12 protein-coding genes are annotated in these 16,302 nt (G+C 55.9%); 3 read left to right on the top strand and 9 right to left on the bottom strand.

Annotated elements, in window-relative coordinates; genetic code table 11:
• Positions 1-254: 254 nt before the first annotated feature.
• Both RB_RS04745 and RB_RS04750 read right to left on the bottom strand, forming a co-directional pair.
• Entirely contained in the window at positions 255-1,379 is a 1,125-nt protein-coding gene (locus RB_RS04745; protein ID WP_164921527.1) for a transglutaminase-like domain-containing protein, read from the bottom strand.
• A gap of 148 nt (positions 1,380-1,527) precedes the next feature.
• On the bottom strand, positions 1,528-2,052 hold the full coding sequence (locus tag RB_RS04750; RefSeq protein ID WP_164921528.1) for a hypothetical protein: 525 nt from the start codon (positions 2,050-2,052) through the stop codon (positions 1,528-1,530).
• Positions 2,053-2,546: 494 nt separating this feature from the next.
• Here RB_RS04750 and RB_RS04755 point away from each other — a divergent pair, with 494 nt between their 5' ends.
• Positions 2,547-3,707, top strand: coding sequence for a Gfo/Idh/MocA family protein (locus RB_RS04755; protein WP_193427765.1), 1,161 nt, complete (start codon positions 2,547-2,549; stop codon positions 3,705-3,707).
• Positions 3,704-3,985: a hypothetical protein gene (locus RB_RS04760; protein WP_011118838.1), complete on the top strand. Its 282-nt coding sequence runs from the start codon at positions 3,704-3,706 to the stop codon at positions 3,983-3,985. The genes RB_RS04755 and RB_RS04760 overlap by 4 nt, the downstream gene beginning before the upstream one ends.
• 250 nt (positions 3,986-4,235) lie before the next feature.
• Here RB_RS04760 and RB_RS04765 read toward each other — a convergent pair whose 3' ends face one another.
• From RB_RS04765 to RB_RS04775, 3 genes are all read right to left on the bottom strand, one after another.
• Positions 4,236-5,966 carry a J domain-containing protein gene (locus RB_RS04765; RefSeq protein ID WP_011118840.1) on the bottom strand — a complete coding sequence of 577 codons (1,731 nt, stop codon included), beginning with the start codon at positions 5,964-5,966 and terminating at the stop codon, positions 4,236-4,238.
• A 113-nt stretch (positions 5,967-6,079) separates the two neighbouring features.
• Positions 6,080-6,760 (bottom strand): hypothetical protein, encoded by a 681-nt coding sequence (locus RB_RS04770; RefSeq protein WP_231846227.1) that lies wholly within the window; start codon positions 6,758-6,760, stop codon positions 6,080-6,082.
• A 2-nt stretch (positions 6,761-6,762) separates the two neighbouring features.
• Positions 6,763-8,526, bottom strand: a complete 1,764-nt coding sequence (locus tag RB_RS04775; RefSeq protein ID WP_007336666.1) for an Hsp70 family protein — start codon at positions 8,524-8,526, stop codon at positions 6,763-6,765.
• A gap of 256 nt (positions 8,527-8,782) precedes the next feature.
• Here RB_RS04775 and RB_RS04780 point away from each other — a divergent pair, with 256 nt between their 5' ends.
• A complete protein-coding gene (locus tag RB_RS04780; protein WP_011118843.1) occupies positions 8,783-9,616 on the top strand; it encodes a DUF726 domain-containing protein in 834 nt (277 codons plus the stop codon).
• 11 nt (positions 9,617-9,627) lie between these two features.
• On the opposite strand, the gene RB_RS04785 is transcribed toward RB_RS04780, so the two are convergent.
• The 4 genes from RB_RS04785 to RB_RS04800 all read right to left on the bottom strand — a co-directional run bounded on the left by RB_RS04785 (position 9,628) and on the right by RB_RS04800 (position 16,105).
• Positions 9,628-9,873: an RNA-binding S4 domain-containing protein gene (locus RB_RS04785; RefSeq protein WP_007325922.1), complete on the bottom strand. Its 246-nt coding sequence runs from the start codon at positions 9,871-9,873 to the stop codon at positions 9,628-9,630.
• Positions 9,870-10,916, bottom strand: a complete 1,047-nt coding sequence (locus RB_RS04790; RefSeq protein ID WP_231846229.1) for an endonuclease/exonuclease/phosphatase family protein — start codon at positions 10,914-10,916, stop codon at positions 9,870-9,872. The genes RB_RS04785 and RB_RS04790 overlap by 4 nt, the downstream gene beginning before the upstream one ends.
• 75 nt (positions 10,917-10,991) lie before the next feature.
• Positions 10,992-12,197 (bottom strand): hypothetical protein, encoded by a 1,206-nt coding sequence (locus tag RB_RS04795; RefSeq protein ID WP_011118845.1) that lies wholly within the window; start codon positions 12,195-12,197, stop codon positions 10,992-10,994.
• A 239-nt stretch (positions 12,198-12,436) separates the two neighbouring features.
• Positions 12,437-16,105 carry a DUF4347 domain-containing protein gene (locus RB_RS04800; protein WP_231846230.1) on the bottom strand — a complete coding sequence of 1,223 codons (3,669 nt, stop codon included), beginning with the start codon at positions 16,103-16,105 and terminating at the stop codon, positions 12,437-12,439.
• Between the last annotated feature and the right edge of the window lie 197 nt (positions 16,106-16,302).

The raw sequence follows: 16,302 nt of genomic DNA on the forward strand, positions 1-16,302 counted from the left end.
CCTGCCGACCTGCTTGGCAACGAGAGAAAAATAAGAGTCGGACAGCAGGAGTGGCATAGCGGCCTGTTGATTTAATGAGCCGAACCGCGTTAGCGGCGGTTAGTCAGACGCCAACCGGGGCTAACGCCCATCGGCTAATTGTTGTCACTCGGTATACGACTAAATCAATGGGCTGATAGGCTTCCAGTCTGTGATTGCGCGGAACGCAGGCTGGAAGCCTATGCCACTTATATTCCGCTCAGTCCTGTCACAACCTACTTCGGGCTGACTGTCCAAGATTCCTTGTGGCTGAATTGATCGAGTGTGCCTTCGCCGGTCAGCCACATCAATGGGATCTGGAAGTATGCGGCACGGTAGTCACCGTGAAGGTCCGTGTCGAACTCAACGCCGGGATCGACGTGGTAGGTGATGAAGTCACCATCGGATTGCCCGAAGTATTGCAGTTTCGTTTTGGTGCGATCGTGGATGATCGCCGATGAGATGTCCAACGGAATCCACCCGACACCTTGCGCATAGAACTCCGCGATCACGTGGTATTGGTAGTACGGTTGATCATTGATTGTCTCGCCCGGGTTGGCAGAGATTGCCCACCGGCCCGATAGAATCCGAGCCGGCACGCCTTCGCTTCGCATCACGGTAGCGAAAAGAGTGGAAAGCCCGCCGCAGTCGGTTGCATCCGATTGGCACAGCAGCGATGCGGTTCTGTCTTCGCTGGGGACGTACGAGTACTGGTACGTGTTGGCGAGCTTTTGAAAGACGCGTTGAGCGAACCGGACTTCGCCCTCAGTCCGTCTGCGTTGGAATCGGTTCTTCGTTTTCCACTTTCGGAATTCTTCGGACTGATAGTCGTATTCGGGTGTCGATCGCAAAAAGATTGCTCGGTCGTCGGCAGACAGCGGATCGACTGGAGCGTTCTCTGTGGTGATCCGTTTTTCGTATTTCAGCGACCGATTGAACAACTGAATTTCGTCATCGCATCGGAACTGAGCAGCACTGGTCTGTGAGTCATGCTGGACCTCGATGCGACACCGACGAATGGTTCGCTCAAACACAGATTTGTCTTTGATTCGTTCACTGTTGGGTTTTGTGCTCGCGTGAACCAGCGTTTGGCTGGGCAAGTCCGGTGGCTCTGGCATCGCGAAAACCCAGGTGTTGGCTTTCACCGAAGGAATGTCGACTGCGAAGGTGATCGTCGCGGTGACTCGTTTAGCCGGCGTACGCACAATCGAGAAACCTTGATTGAGACCGCTGGGGATGGAAGGTACTTTGCCCGCAGCTTGGTCCTGCCGGTCGACGATGGTGTCTTGTGCCACAGCTGCCGGGAACGACAAAGCGGCGAACACGATCGCTGTGGCGAATAGCGTTTTGAATGATGGCATGGATTGGACCCTGCTTGGAATAGTCGCTCGCGGGGAATCAGTCACCCGTGATCAAATCGATGAATGCCAAGCATAGCAGTCGGAATTGTTGGCTGTGTGTCAAAATGATCGCCGCCACCATCATGACCGAGTTTGAAGGGACAGCTTGCTAGCGCAGCGACCGCGGCAGAACCGTCACTCGGCGGATGTCCCCGACGTAGTGGTCGCCAATCAGTTCCATCAAACCATCCAGGAATTCGCGTGCTTCGGCGTTGCTGTCGAAGGTGTCGACGTACTGCCATTCCATGTCGGGCGTGTAAGCATGGATGTAGTAGTCCAGGTTTTGCGGGTTGCGTTCCATTTCTAGCAATGCGAAAAGTTCTGCTTCTTCACGGGTGTCAAAGGAACGACGCTCGACATGCATCCCGCCGGCCGCTTTGTTAATTGGGAACCACCCATCTTTGGTTTGCAGGAACAGTTCGAATTCTTGCTTGTTCGATGTGTCTTCCGCGATCCAGACTTCGTAGTCGGTCATCGCGATTGCTTCGAGCCATTCAGCTTCGAGCAATCCCTTGTCGGCTTTCTTGATTGGAGGCGGCGATGGGAGAGTGTGCTCGTGCTGTGGTGGGTACTGAGCGCTTGCGGTGGACAGGAAGCAGACGCTGAAAACGACAGTGAGGCTGAATTGACGCATGATTTCGGTCCGTGCTGGTGAAGTTTTGGTGCGTGTTGGGCAACACTTCACTCAGCGGACTGAACCGCGGTGTGTTACATCAAAAAAACAAGCGAAGCGGTCTTTGGATCGGCAGCACGAATCGGGCTATTCCGCAAAGGCAGAGCGTCGTCGTTTCGGACCCAGGCGAGCGGTACGAATGTAAGTTTGGCGAGCCAATTCAGGTTCGTCGTCTGATCGATCCAGCTCATCCATCTCAAGTGCTTCGGGAAATGGTCGGTGTGACTAACAAACACTTCCCGGGCGAGCTTTTTGGGGCCGTTTCCTGCGGGCTCGGTACGTGTCAGTGCCTGAGCGGGCGTTGTCAGCCCTACGCAGGTTGCTCAACCCGATCTTTTGCGGAGGTTTCATTTTTTGGCGGTCCGGGCGGAACGGTAGGCTGCATACCGAACCGTTGCGAATCTGCTAGATTGTGCATCGATGAACAATCCAGGCGAACTGCGAAGGGAACTCGAGTGAAATTGCGAATCGGATTGATCGGATTGGGCGATCAATGGCAGTCCATGCACCGGCCTGCATTGCGGATGCTAGGAGATCGATTCGATGTTCGTGCGATCTATTGCAACGTGTCCAAATTGGCCGAATCAGCGGTCTCAGAATTTCAAGCGGACCCTGTCGATGGTTACCAAGCGTTGGTGACGCGCGATGACATTGATGCCGTTTTGGTGCTCGAGAACTCGTGGTTGCGGTTCCATCCCGCGACAGCAGCGTGTCGGGCGGGCAAAGCGGTTTACTGGGCCAGCGATTTGGATTTCGATCCGGTCCGCGATCGTGAATTTAAGAATTGCGTGCAGGATTCCGGGGTCGCGTTCATGGCCGGTTTGCCACGCCGGTTTGCTCCCGCGACATTGCGGCTGAAGGAATTGATTGCGACTCACCTGGGATCGCCCCGGCTGATCTTTTGTCACAAACGACTTTGTCTGGAAGACGCTCCACTGAAACGACGTGACCAAATCACGCGTCGTGGCGTTGAAGGAAACTTGGGCGATGATTCGCGGGTCGACCCGGAAGAGATTCGTGCTCGGATGACGCGTACCGAATTGATGCAGTTGATCGACTGGTGTTGTTACGTGGTCGGGGAACGTCCCCTCAGTGTGATGTCGGCCAACCACTCGCCCGAAGAAGCAGCGGACTACCAAGCTCTCAGTTTGTTGTTCAATGACGCGAGTTCTGGTCGAGGGGCGCGGAAGCATTTCACGACTGGCACTCCAGCTGCGACATCCAATGGAAGTGCCACCGATAGTGTTCGAAGCAACGGCGAACACAAAGGTGTTACCGCCCAAGTCAGCTGTGGCAGTTACATTCCTGCTCAATGGCAAGAAGCGATCGGTTTTCGACCGCCCGCGGCGATGCAAGTTTGTTGTGAGAATGGAGTCGCGTTTGTCGATCTTCCCGGTACGTTGGTGTGGTTCGATGACGCCGGTCGTCATCAAGAGTTCTTGGAAGGCGAATCCCCGGTTGGTGAAAAAATGCTCGGCCAATTCCATCGTGCGGTGACGAGTTTGGTTCGTAACCTGAGTGGATTGGAAGACGCCTTCAACGCAGCCGCGATTTTGAAGGCGGCTCGCACCAGTTTGCATGAAGGACGACGAGTTGATCTGGGAGATCTCGCGTGACCGATTTACCGACGACCAGCAAAAAAGATCAGCCGGCGTTTGGGTGCGTGGTTTACGTCAGCCGCACGGAGAGTGGTCGCACTCGAGGTCGAGTGGCCAACTTGGAAGGCCTTGAAACCGAAGGTGCCACCGAACGCGATGTGTTGTCAACGATCGTTCGCGACGTGCGGGCTCGGATCAGCGAGCACATGCAGCGAGAAGAGGAGGTGCCGTGGTTGGATCCTCCTGCGGAGAAGCAGCCGGATGAAGTGAAGCGATTCTTGCCGCTGCACTTGTAGGTTGTTGTGTGGGCCTCGCTTACGCGGCGGGTTATGACGTTCGGTTGTTGTGCGAAGGCTGGGTGGTGCTGCGGTCCGAATTCTGGCGAATCCGGCTACGGAAGGGTTGTTACTGGGGGCCTCGCTTACGCGGCGGGTTGCGATGTTCGCTCGCTTTGCGAACGCTGGGTGATGCTGCGGTCCGAATTCTGGCGAATCCGGCTACGTGGTGGCTCCTGTGGTTCTTTGGCGCTGAGACACTTTCCCACTTTTACCCCACAAACAGCTGCGCTCGGGCGAAGATCAGTAGTCCAAGATCGCCGTGGCAAAAACTGAGGACCAGGTTCATCCACTCGGTGTCGTCGTGGAATGCCGCCGCTCCGTTCAGTCGGGTCAAAGAATCGTTGGGGGATTCACCGCAGGATTGCACATAGCGGAACAGACGCCCGCGCCAACGTTTGGTGTAGCACGTTGAAAAGTATTTTTGACGAGAGTTCTCAGCTCGCTCAGCAAGGTACTTGGGAAAGAACCACCAGAAGTACAAGACGGGAAAGCTGAGGAGACCCGCGATCATGATCAACACGCTGATCGTGCCGGTCGCCGACGAGTAGATCACTTGATTGACGATCGTCATCGCGATGAACCAAAGCACCGTGAAGAGGATTCCGTAGACCAAGTAGAGTCCCGCGAAGGGAAGCCATTTGTAGGTTGTGTCGATCCACGAAACGCGATGCACAACATCTTGCAACGTGTTCTTGAGGTCACGCAAACACGACACGGCCTGTCGGTTGTTCTTCTCTTCGTCTGGTGCGGGGGCGATCAAGCCAGTTGTTTCGGCCAAGTCCGATGTGGCCATCATCATCAACAAGAACAACGAGTGATCGTCCTGTTCTTGGTTGATTGGGAATGATTCCTGAACGCCGTGAGCATCACGAGCAATCTCGTCGAGGCAACGTGCCATTTCCGCCGTCGCCATCGGTCCGTCGCCGGTGCAGTAGGTTCGCAGAAACGATTCCATCGCCGCACGCGCTGGCAACGCTGACGCGGATGACTTGGTCGACGAAAGATAACTGTGCAGCAGTTCAACGAATTCCAAATCGTTGTGCATCGAATCATCCAAGTCCGCGGCTTGGCCAGACAACGTTTCGAGTTGCGATTGAGTCCATTCCGTGGGGGCGGTCCAAATGGCGGTCCGCAGAATTCGTAGACAGAACGCCAGTCGACCTCGCGGATCGCCCTGCCGCAGATGGCTCTCACATTCGCGGATCAAACCTTCAAAGACTTCAAACGGTTGATCGATCAGCAGGCGTTCCCAAAGCGGTTCGGTCAATCGATAGAACAACGAGGAACGAATTGATTTGGCGATCTTTGGCAAAAGCGTTTGAATCTGATCGTCCGGCACATCACCACGGAGCGTGCCGGCGACGAGCGAGATCAGACCGGGTTCTTGCGGATGTTCTTGCAAACCATCCAGCAACCATTGCAAAAACTGTGGGCGATGTTTTTCGCTGTCATTGGGTTTCTCGCTGTTGTTGGCTGGTTTGACGAGAAGATCGCTGAGCACCGCGAGGATGTAGTATTCCAGCGGCGAGCGTGAATGTTTTTGCGAAAGACGCGTGTACGATTCACGTGGATTCGCGATCGCTTCATCGACGGGCGAAACCGGTGGCGTTGGACGTTTGGGTGATCGTTGTGTTGCGTCCGAGTTCGACGTGTTGTCAGGTTGCGATTCGGATGTGGATTGCCGATCAGTGTTGGCGCTGGGTTTCCAAGCATCCGCTGCGGATTGGCTTTCCGCTTGGTTCCTTCCGTATCGTTCGGCGTTCTCGAGTTGTTCATATGCCGATCGTATTCTTTGGAATTCTTGAGGATGCGTTTCTGGTTTGAACTGGCGAATCAGCTTTCCATAGGCACGTTTCAGATCACGGCGATCGAAGCCTTCCGCTAAGTCGAAGAACGATCTTGGATCGTGCGGAAGATGGTGCCACGCGGGGTCAGACATGAACGGTGATGGGCGTGAGTGTCACTGGGTTGCGATGGGGAGGTTCGGCCAGATGTTGATTCTGTCACTACTGTGCGATGCGTTTGCAGGACGCTGAGGATGCAGTGAGCGGCTCAATCCATCAGGAAGATCTTGGCGATTTGGTAGGCGATCAAGGTTCCAAAGAATAGGACCCTGTAGTTGAGCAAGGATGCTCCGCCGGACTTCATCGGTCCGGACGCTTTGCTGTTCTGCAGCGTGGTGAGCCAATCGCGTTCTAAGGCGAACAGATCCGGATACGCTTTTTGAATTTTGAGTGAAGTCTCGCGAGCCCGCTTGCGACTGTTCTTCGTCGTCAAATTTTGAATGAATTTCTCGCGAACGTAGCCAGCGTCAGATTGCGGCAGAACAACGGACTTGCCCAGTGCGATCACTAATTCACGATCGAACTTTTTGTCGGCCAGCATTGTGACGAACGAGTTGCGTTCGCTGGCGGCGATCTGTAAACGACGGATCGTCGGTGCCAACTCGGGGACCTCATCCGCATTCAGGCTGGCCAATCCTGTGCTCAGTTCCTCGTCCGACAAATGAAAGAATTGCTGTTGAAGATGACTCACCGTCTCGCGAGCCTTGGCGCGGTTTTGGTGCTTGGCGACCATGTCGTCGACTGAATCCGAATCGACACCGGTTTGGCGGCGGTCATGATTGGGCATCCGCAATGTCTTTCGTCGCAATTGCAACGCGGACGCGGACTGCCACACCGGATTGATGTCCAGCATGGATCGCAAATAGGTTTTGGCGGGCGAATCACTCACGTTCAAAGGTCTTCGTGATCGAGGCCGAGTGACGATAGGACCATCAGCAACGTGTCTTTTGCGCTGGCAAAGTGTTCGCGATCAGATCTCGCCATGGCGTCTTCGTAGATGTCTAAGGCTTCGTCGAGTTGTTGACGTTGCGACGGATGGAGTTCACCCAGCATGCGTTCGGCAAATCGGGCAAGTTTTTGATTGTCCAAATCATCGCGAGGATAGAACTTCAACGCGTCAATGCGACGTTTGGCTTCCTCGATCTGAGCGGGCGACAACTGGTGCACGTGATTGGTCAAAACGGTGCGGAACCGTTCGCCACCCGGTGCATAAGCCTCTACCTCCAGCACGCCTGACAAATCGTATGTGAAGCGAACATAGATGGGGCTGCCGGCGGGACCGGGCGGCAATCCTTTGACTTCCAGTTGCCCAAGAGCGGTGTTGTCGGCCACTTTGCGGGCGTCACCTTGGAACACCCGAAGTGTCACGTTGGTTTGGTTTGCGGCGACGGTGCTGAAGACTTCTTCGCGAGAGACTGGGATGGTGCAATTGCGATGCAACACCGGTTTGAAGTAGCCATCTTGCATGTGTCCGCCGAACTCTTTGACAACCTCGACACCTAACGTGAACGGGCAGACGTCCGTCATCACCATGTCGTCGACCGCAGCGTCCTGACCGATCAAAGCGGCTTGCACGGCGGCACCCAATGCCACCACTTCGTCGGGGTCATGATCGATGATCGGTGGTTTGCCAAAGTAGTCGATCACGAAGTCACGCAGCACCGGCATGCGAGTCGATCCGCCGACCAAGATCACATCGTCGATTTCCTTGGGATCCAGCTCTGCGTCGCGAAGGGCTCTCGCGATCGGGCCCGCGATTCGCTGCATCAACGGATCGCACATTCGCGAAAAGTCGGCTCGGGTGAGCCGGTATGTTTTTGGCTTTTCGGCGAAGTTGCCATCCTTGTCGGGAAGCCGGATCTTGCAGCTTTCTTCCTTGGACAGCAAACGTTTTGCCTTTTCGCATTCGCCTCGCAACCGTGATACACGCAGTGGTTGCTGCAGTTCGGCGAGTTCAAGCTGGGTGTCTTCGCCGGACAAGACCGCGGATACCATGCGATCGGTGAAGTCTTCACCGCCCAACATGCTTTCGCCGGCGGTTGCTCGGATTTCCAAAGTGCCTTCGAAGACTTCCATGACGGTCACGTCAAACGTGCCACCACCAAGGTCGATGACGCAGAGGTTCTTTTCGTCTTCGCGAGCGTGGAAGCCGTACACGAGCGCCGCTGCGGTGGGTTCGTTGATCATTCGGCGAACGTTCAAACCTGCCATCTCGCCCGCCAATCTCGTCGCGGTGCGTTGGTGATCATTGAAGTAAGCCGGGACGGTGATCACGGCGTCGGTGATTTCCGTGTTCAACTGAGCGGCAGCGTCGTCGCGGAGTGACTGCAACACGAGACTGCTCAACTCGTGAGGCGTGAATTCTTTGTCGCCAAGTTTGAGTTTGCGTTCCTGTCCCATGTATCGCTTGAAAACCCACGCACATCGCTCGGGCGCTGTCACGCGAAGTTCTCGAGCAGCGGATCCGACGACGATCTGGCCGTCTTGCAAAACACCAACGATGGATGGTGTGAGCTTTTCGCCGTGAGCGTTGGAAATCAGTTCGGGTTTGCCATCGCGAAAGACGCTGACCAACGAGTGTGTCGTGCCGAGATCGATCCCGATGCACACCGGTTCTTCGGTTGGGAAGGACGAATCGGATCCGAATTCAGGCATGAATTGAGAACGGTGTTCGGGAGAGCGTGATCGCGGCGGGCAAAAGCATTTTCGGGCGGTGATAGTCTAGTGATTTTGCGTCCCGCCGTGCATCCGTTGAAACAGGTGGATTTAACGGGTGAATGCGGCCCACGAAAGAGCAAACTGCGGGTGGGATTGATCCGACTATCAATGGAACTGCTGCTTTGGGCATGAAACGTCGGGGCGTTTACGAGAGACTGGATAGCGAATCCAGATCGAGGGTTCGGAAATCGCTTTGCGTCGAAGTGCGTTGATCGGGTATTTTGAGAGGGCTGATTTCGCCGACCTGGCGAACTTGTGTTTTGTCTTTTTTGAAGAGTTGTTGATGGCAGTCCGGATTGATGCGATTGAAGAATCGAGTCGCGGGCCAATCCACGTCGTGGTGGCTGGCTACCGTGCTCGACCAAACGCCAATCTGATCCGTGCTGCCGAATTGAGAGGATCCACGTACAGCGTGCTTTGGGCCGCTGGATCCTGGTCAGAAGCCGGACCATCGGTGGGCGTGATCGCTCGTGGTGCTCGTGCGGCCTTGCCGGCCATCCATGGTGGCCGAGCGTTGATCGGGGTCGGGACTTTGGCTGGCGGCATTGGAACCGCCGCGGTCATTGGTGCCGCCAGTTTTCGTCATCGGTATTACTGTGCCCGACGCGACGGCATCCGATTGGCCGACAAAATTTTGGAGCTTCCCGGTGTTGGAAAGCGTCCGTTGCATCTGGTCGGCCATTCGCTGGGGACGGTCGTGATCCGATCGGCTCTCGAGAAGCTCGCCGAAAGAGATTGCCGCGTCGATGACCTGCTGCTGATGGGCGGGATGACATCGCGATTGAATTGGAACGAACAAGCCGATGCGTTTCGCGGGCGGTTGATCAATCTTTATTCGCCGCGAGATCGGATCTTGAACATGGCACCCGTGATTGATCGAGTGGTCGGCACCGGCGCGATCGTTTGCGAAAAGCTGAGTGATCGATTGATGAATCACGATCTGTGTCGCGAATTGCCGAATCAGTTCAATTTCTGGGGCCATCACAGCGGCTACTGGAATCGATTCGGGCAATACGCGATCCGGTAGAGACAACCGGTTCACATTGGTGGGTCGCCGAGTGATGCCACATCGACCGGGTAGTCTTCACCATTGAATGTGACGACGTCGCCATCATGCAATTGTTTGCGACGACGAGTGTCGACTTCGCCGTTGACGATGACTTCGCCGCCTTGGATCAGCACCTTGGCTTCGCCTCCGGTTCCAACCAACCCCTCTCGTTTGAGGAAATCATCCAGTCGAACCATGGGGACTGGAACGTTGGGCTGCGTCGGCGAATCGCTCATTGGATTTGGAATCGTGCGAGGACGGGATTGTGGTCACTGATGTCACGCTGGTCATCGGCGATGCCCCAGTAGTTGTTCCAGTGTTCGTCTTGGGTGTCTTGATCGCCGCCAAAGTTCAAGTCGGATCGAACCGTTACATCGCGAAGAGACAAGTCGACGACTCCGGGAGTGTCGATGACCAAGTCTCGCGAAACGAGAATGCGATCGAATTGGCGACCCGGCAATAGGTGCGTGGTTCGGTTTTGGTCGGGAATGTAGTCGTGCAGGTCGACTAAATCATCCGAGGGATCGTCGTTGCCTCGCGACATCAGGACGCCGAGGTCCGAGTCCGGTGAGATTTTTCCGGCCAGCTCTTCCGTGTTGAAGTCGCCGGTCACCAGGACATGAACTGGTTGGTCAGGGTTTTCCTGCGATGCTTTCACGCCCGCCACCAAGCGTTCCAACCACAGGCCAAGCGTTCGTGCCTGTTTCGCTCGCAAATCACCTTTCTTGGCCATTGCACGAAGATGACAATTTGCGATCACCAAAAGTTCGGTCTTTCCATTGACCGGGATTTCGACGACGGCGAACAGGTGTTTGGAAACCGAGGCGTAGCCGCGTGACTTCATCGACGGTGTCACGACTCCGCGAGAGATCGATTGAACGCCGGTTGTGGTGGTCGCTAGCAAGGCGACGTCTTGTTCGGTGTAGAAGTCTTCGCCTTTGATCACATAGTCGTCGTACTTCAGCCCATGGTTGCGATCGATCGCTCGAGTCAGAAAGTACGTGACGTTCTGGCTCTCGATTTCTTGCAACGCGACAACGGTTGGTTGGACTTTCGCGATCGCCGCCGCCACTCGGTCGCGACGCCAATCCCATTGCCCGCGACTGGGAGCACTTTTTTCGCGGCCCAGTTCGCTTGGGTTGTCAGCGGTTTGATTGTCGAAGAACCATTCCAAGTTCCAAGTCATGACGCTGAATTCGGTCGGCTGTTGCGCGATCGCGACAGAACCAAACCCACTGATGAAGTGCCCGGTCAACGCGAGCAGAAAGAGCAAACGCATGGTGTCATTCGTCAATGTTGAGTGGATCACGCGGGATTGAATCTCGCGGGGAAGTTGGACAGACGCTTCCGCTGGTCAGGCTTTTTCCGCCGCGATGGCCGCGACGGCGAGAAGATCAGATCGGCCAAAGCAGAACTGTTCCAAAGCATCCAGACCCGACGTGTCGCCAGCCTGTTTGGCTCGTCGAGCCATCGCCAGGAGTTCGGGCAAGACTCGTTGCACGGGGACGTCATCGGGAAAGAGCTCGATCGCGGCGCGGAGTGCTTCCGCGGGGCGGCCGACTCGATCGAGCAGATCAATGTACGTCTCGATCGCACCTGCGCCGGCAACGTTGACGTCAACCGTGCGAGCCTTCTGTTCGAACATACGAAGAGCGGTATCGACGCTTTGTCCTAACAACGCGGAAAAGAACGCGGAGTGTGCAGGATAGAAATCGACGAACGGTTCTTCGCCGGGATACTGAAAATCAGATGGCAAACGACGGCCATACTGACAAAGCTGCAACGCTTGATCGATCATTTCGCGATCGTCAATCACAGTCGCGAACCGGACAGTCGAAGACAGGTGTGTTGTGTCGAGGTGATAGCCACCGCCGCCGAGGATCCATTTGTACTTGGCAATCAGTTCGCCAAGGTTGAGCTTAGCGGCGTCTGCTTCGATCGCTTCGGCAGAGACGCCATTGTCAGGTCCGCGATTTTGGAAGTCATCGCGAACGAGTGACAGAAGTTCGTTGTAGAACGATGTCAGCAAACATTCGGCGGCGATTTGGCGATCCTTTCGCGAACGCGCCGCGATGGCTTGATCGTAAAGCGTGATGCTATTGCATGTGCCTTGGTGCTTGAGCACCGCGTTGTAACCGCGGCGGAGATCGACGTTCTCGTGCAGTAGCACCTGAGTCATCTCGTCGTAGTTGTCATCGTTGATCTCGATGTCTTCGAGCAAACGTTTGGCCAATTCGATGTCGCCTGTCGGACGCAGATACATCCAACCTTCTGCGATGCGACCGTCTTGAATGAGCATCGCACCGGCTTGGCGGCATGCGTCGAGAAGATCCTCTTCGAGTTCTCGCTCACGTTGCTTGTCTGCTTCTGATGTGGCAGGTGCCAGCGGTTCGTCCGGATCCGCGATCATCGGCAGACCATGGGCCAGCCGGCTTTTCATCTTCAAGGCTTCGAACAATTCGACCGGCTGACGTTCACGCCGGTAGTGGGCGATGACTTCGTCGATGCGTTTGGCAGGATCGGTGCTGAGGCGGGCGAGCAATTGGGGATCGAGCGACACGGAGAATGAGCTTTGAGGCGGGGATTTTCGGTGATTTGGTGTCCCCGAACGTGACGCAGCAGGGCGAAAATGTCAACAACGCGTCTGACAGAGTGCGGCTCGCCGGGGCAATCGCTGGACAGGCGTTGGGGAACTCTCGCAATTGCCGCCATTGCTCATCAAAAAAGGGGCAAAAATAGGTACCCATTGCAACGGAATGGCTGGGGGCAACCATTCTGCTATTTCAGAGTGCAGCGCGATCAGACGATTTCCCAGCGTCCGACCAAGCCATCGTCGAGGTCGACGTAGTAGAGGGCTCCATCGGGGCCTTGGCTGATCGCCACCACGGCACCGGCACCGGTCGTGAAGGTTTGCACGTTGGTGATTGCCCCGGTCGCATCGACGTCGCCGTGTCGGACAATGCCTTGGCCTAGGTCGTTGAAGAACACGTCGCCGGTATAGTCGTCGCCGTACAAGTTTCCTCGATAGACATCGCCCATGACGATCGCGTTGATTCCATCGGCTTGGTGATTCAGTGCATACTGCGAGGATGTCACGGCGACGTTCTCTGCGAAGAAAGCGATCCCCTCTGGAGTGCCCGCGTATCCGGCGTTGACCAAACTGGTTCCGCTGCCGCCTTCGTAGAACGGCCAGCCAAAGTTGGCACCAGCCCCGGCGGAGTTGATCTCTTCCCATTTGGTCCAGCCGACATCGCCGACGAACAAACGTCCGGTCACGGGATCAACCGACATGCGGAACGGATTCCGCAAACCCAGCTGATAAACCTTCGATCGATTCGCGTCTGGATCGCCGTTGTAGAACGGATTGTCCGACAAACCTTCGCCAGTCAGTGGATCGATTCGCAAGACCTTGCCCGACAGGCTGTCGATGTCCTGGACGCGGTCGGCACGGACATCAACACGGTTGTAGCTGGCACCGTCGCCGATTGAAACGAACAGCTCGCCGTTGATTCCAAAGGCAAGCGATCCAATCGTGTGCGATTCACTGTCGCTGTTGATGAAGTCGTTGATGTACGTTCCGTCAGGATTCTCGCCGGCGGGGGCTTCGGTGAAGTTGAATGTGCTGTTGGCAAACCCGTTGAAGTTTTCCCACGTGCTGTTGCTGCCTAGCAAAACGACTTCACTACCCGCGACGGCGGTTTGATAGTCGTTCGCGACATCGGCAGTGACGCGGATCAGACGACCGGCTCTGTTGCCTTTGCCATCTGGTCCGGCCAAAGTTCCAGCCGCCTGTTGATTGACTTCGGGCGGATCGTAAGTGAACAACAAGTAGACGTACGGATTGTTTGCGAAGTCCGGATGCACGGCGATGTCGAGCAATCCACGATCGCGAGTTCCGTTGACGATTCCCGAGATGTCGATGAACGGATCGCTCGCGACCGCACCGCCTCGAACCGTTTTGACGACTCCGCCTTGTTCGGAAACCAACATCGTTCCATCCGGAAGCCAATCGATTGCGGTTGGCAAACGAAGTTGTGAAGCGATCGTGGTGCTGAGGACTTCGTCGCCGCCAACGACAGGCGGGTCGAGCGGCGGATCGGATTGGTCGACGGTCCAATTCAAAATGCGATGTGAATTATCCCGTCCACCCGTTCCCGCGGTGAAGCCGACGAATCCTGCATCGCCGACTTGAGTGTGCAGGTCGATGGTGGCCTTCATCAAAGCGTGAGTCGGCTTGGTCGCGTCGTCGGATAGGTAGACCGCCAACACATTGCTGGTCCCGTTGTATTCCACCCACGCATATCGCGGGCTTCCGTTGTTGAGATCGATCTCCGGCACCGCGGTCCGCACGTTGGAATAGACTGAACCGGTCAAGATCGAGACATGGTTGTCGTTGAGATCCAAACTGTTGCGGTAGGTATCGAACTCAATTGCGACCGAGTTAGTGATGTCTTGGTAACCGAGCTCTTCACCGGAACCACCGATGGCGGTTGCTCCGCGTGGATCGTTCTGGATGGTGAAGGTCAAACCATCGGCGCCGTCCGTGCCCGCACCGTTCATGGCACGGAATGCGAATGCGGTACGGAAGGATCCGTCGTTGGTGAGATTGACCGCGGTGGAGTAGAACGCGCTGCCGGCTTGATTGTTGAGGGCTTGCGTGAGTTCGAGCGTGTCGCCGGTTTGGCGTGCGGTTCCGTTGAGAGTCAAACCCGAAACGTCGGCGAAACTGGCGTAGTTAGGCAGGCTGACTTCGTTATCAACGATCGATACCGTCGCGGTTCGCGGAACCAGTAAGTTGGCTCCGCCTTGCACGTTGTCGATGGTGATGTTGAAGCTTTCGTTGTTTTCCAGCAGAGCGTCATCGAGAATGGGAACCACGATGGTTTGTTCGGTGACACCGTCAGCAAACGTGAGTGTTCCGGTTTGACGTGTGTAGTCGACTCCTTCGGTTGCTGTGCCCGCGAACGTGTCGTAATCCACCGTGGCGATGCCATCGCTGCCACCGGATCGAATGACCTGAATAAGTGCGGTCCCCGCGTCTTCGTCGACCGTCACATTGCTGGTTTCGAGTGAGATCGTTCCGGGGTTGGTGGGCGTGAGTCCGTATTGGAAGTAGCCGTTTGCGTGCAGCCATTCGGATTGTTTGAATCCTGGTGTCAGGCCATCTTCCTGCCATGTGCCGGTGGAATAAACCGTTTCGGCTTCGGTTTGATAGGACGTGCCATCTAGCTCAACTCGGTCGATTCGCACGTTGCGATCGATTGCACCGTTGGCTTGATATAAATCGTTCGTGAAGCGAATCTGGATTTGTGAAATATCGACGGTGCTGTCGGCTTCGAAATCCAGTTTGACGAACTCGCCTGTGTCGATGTCTCCACCAATGTTTTGCCAGGTTTGGGCACGTTGGCCATCAATCCAGAGCTCAATCGTTTCAGTGTTCTCGGCACCGGCCGCGTAAACGGAGATGGAACTGGTTGAGGACGGAGCCGCATATTGGAAGTAGCCGTTGCTGTGGATCCATTCACTGCGTCGGAATCCGGGGGCGACACCGTCTTCTTCCTGCCAAGTTCCTGTTCCAAACGTGTTCGCATTTTCTGATTCAACCGTGACACCGTTGACGGTAATCGAGTCCACGACCAAATTGCGATCGATGCCTTGGCTGGGTTGATACAAATCGTTGGTGAATACGACTCGCACATCATCCGCCGTGGCGTCCGCGGCACCGTCGTAGGTGAACGTCTGGAACTGACGAGTGGCGACGTCGCCGCCGATGTTGTTCCACGTTTGGACGACTTCGCCACCGACTTGCAACTGCATTTGTTCGGATCCCGTCGTGCCGGCGGCGCGAATGGAGATCGGTAGAACCATTTCAATGTGCTGCAGTTGATCCACGGTCGCAAGCAACGAAGTCTCGATCTCACCAACGTGGAATTCCAAGTCCCAATCACCGCCTCGAGATGTATGTCCAGTCGCATCGTCGGACGCAGCGACATCAGCGGATGTCAAACGTGCGAGCGTTGTGATCAGGTTGCGTCCGGTGACGTCCGAAGCAGCGTTGCATCCATAAAGCATGATGTCCGCGTCGCTGCGAAGTGATTGTTTCCAACGTGCGAGTTGCTCGGAGTGCTGTTGAAACACTTCCGCGTCGACTCGTTGCCCGGCAAGTTGCAATGCGCCCGCTTCGCCATGCGAGACAATGTGTATCGCTCGCACGTTGGTGCGGCCATTTAGAATCGCGGTCATCTGATCGATGGCGGGTGTCTTTCCATCAAGCAATACGAACTCGACGCCGCTTCGCATCAATCCGGTGAGTTTCTCGGATTGTTCGACGTCACCATCGATGAACGCAATCTCGGTTACCGATGCGGACGAAGCGGATGAGTCCGAGACTGTATCGGATGAGGTTGAGTCGGCGGAGCTTGTTCCAGCCGCAGCAGCGATTTCTGCACCAGCATCACCGGCGAGCATGAGCCGTGGCTCGAGCGGCTCAAGTGACCATTGAGGGTGGGCGAAAGCTGGTTTGCGTTTGGATTGAAGTCGAGTCATCAGATGAAGTTCCGGTATGGCTGGGATACCAGCAACCTTCCGGCACGACCAACCACAATGCGGCCCTGCAGAGGGGTGCTGTCCCAAGCATACCTACCCGCTCAACCGATACAACTCGC

Origin of the sequence: Rhodopirellula baltica SH 1 (genome assembly GCF_000196115.1) — a bacterium.
GTDB classification, from domain to species: Bacteria; Planctomycetota; Planctomycetia; order Pirellulales; family Pirellulaceae; genus Rhodopirellula; species Rhodopirellula baltica.

What these genes read in the sequence shown, in the direction of transcription:
- RB_RS04745 (WP_164921527.1), bottom strand. Translation starts at nt 1,379, where the DNA reads ATGCCATCATTCAAAACGCTATTCGCCACAGCGATCGTGTTCGCCGCT.
- RB_RS04750 (WP_164921528.1), bottom strand. Translation starts at nt 2,052, where the DNA reads ATGCGTCAATTCAGCCTCACTGTCGTTTTCAGCGTCTGCTTCCTGTCC.
- RB_RS04765 (WP_011118840.1), bottom strand. Translation starts at nt 5,966, where the DNA reads ATGTCTGACCCCGCGTGGCACCATCTTCCGCACGATCCAAGATCGTTC.
- RB_RS04775 (WP_007336666.1), bottom strand. Translation starts at nt 8,526, where the DNA reads ATGCCTGAATTCGGATCCGATTCGTCCTTCCCAACCGAAGAACCGGTG.
- RB_RS04785 (WP_007325922.1), bottom strand. Translation starts at nt 9,873, where the DNA reads ATGAGCGATTCGCCGACGCAGCCCAACGTTCCAGTCCCCATGGTTCGA.
- RB_RS04790 (WP_231846229.1), bottom strand. Translation starts at nt 10,916, where the DNA reads ATGCGTTTGCTCTTTCTGCTCGCGTTGACCGGGCACTTCATCAGTGGG.
- RB_RS04800 (WP_231846230.1), bottom strand. Translation starts at nt 16,105, where the DNA reads ATGCTCGCCGGTGATGCTGGTGCAGAAATCGCTGCTGCGGCTGGAACA.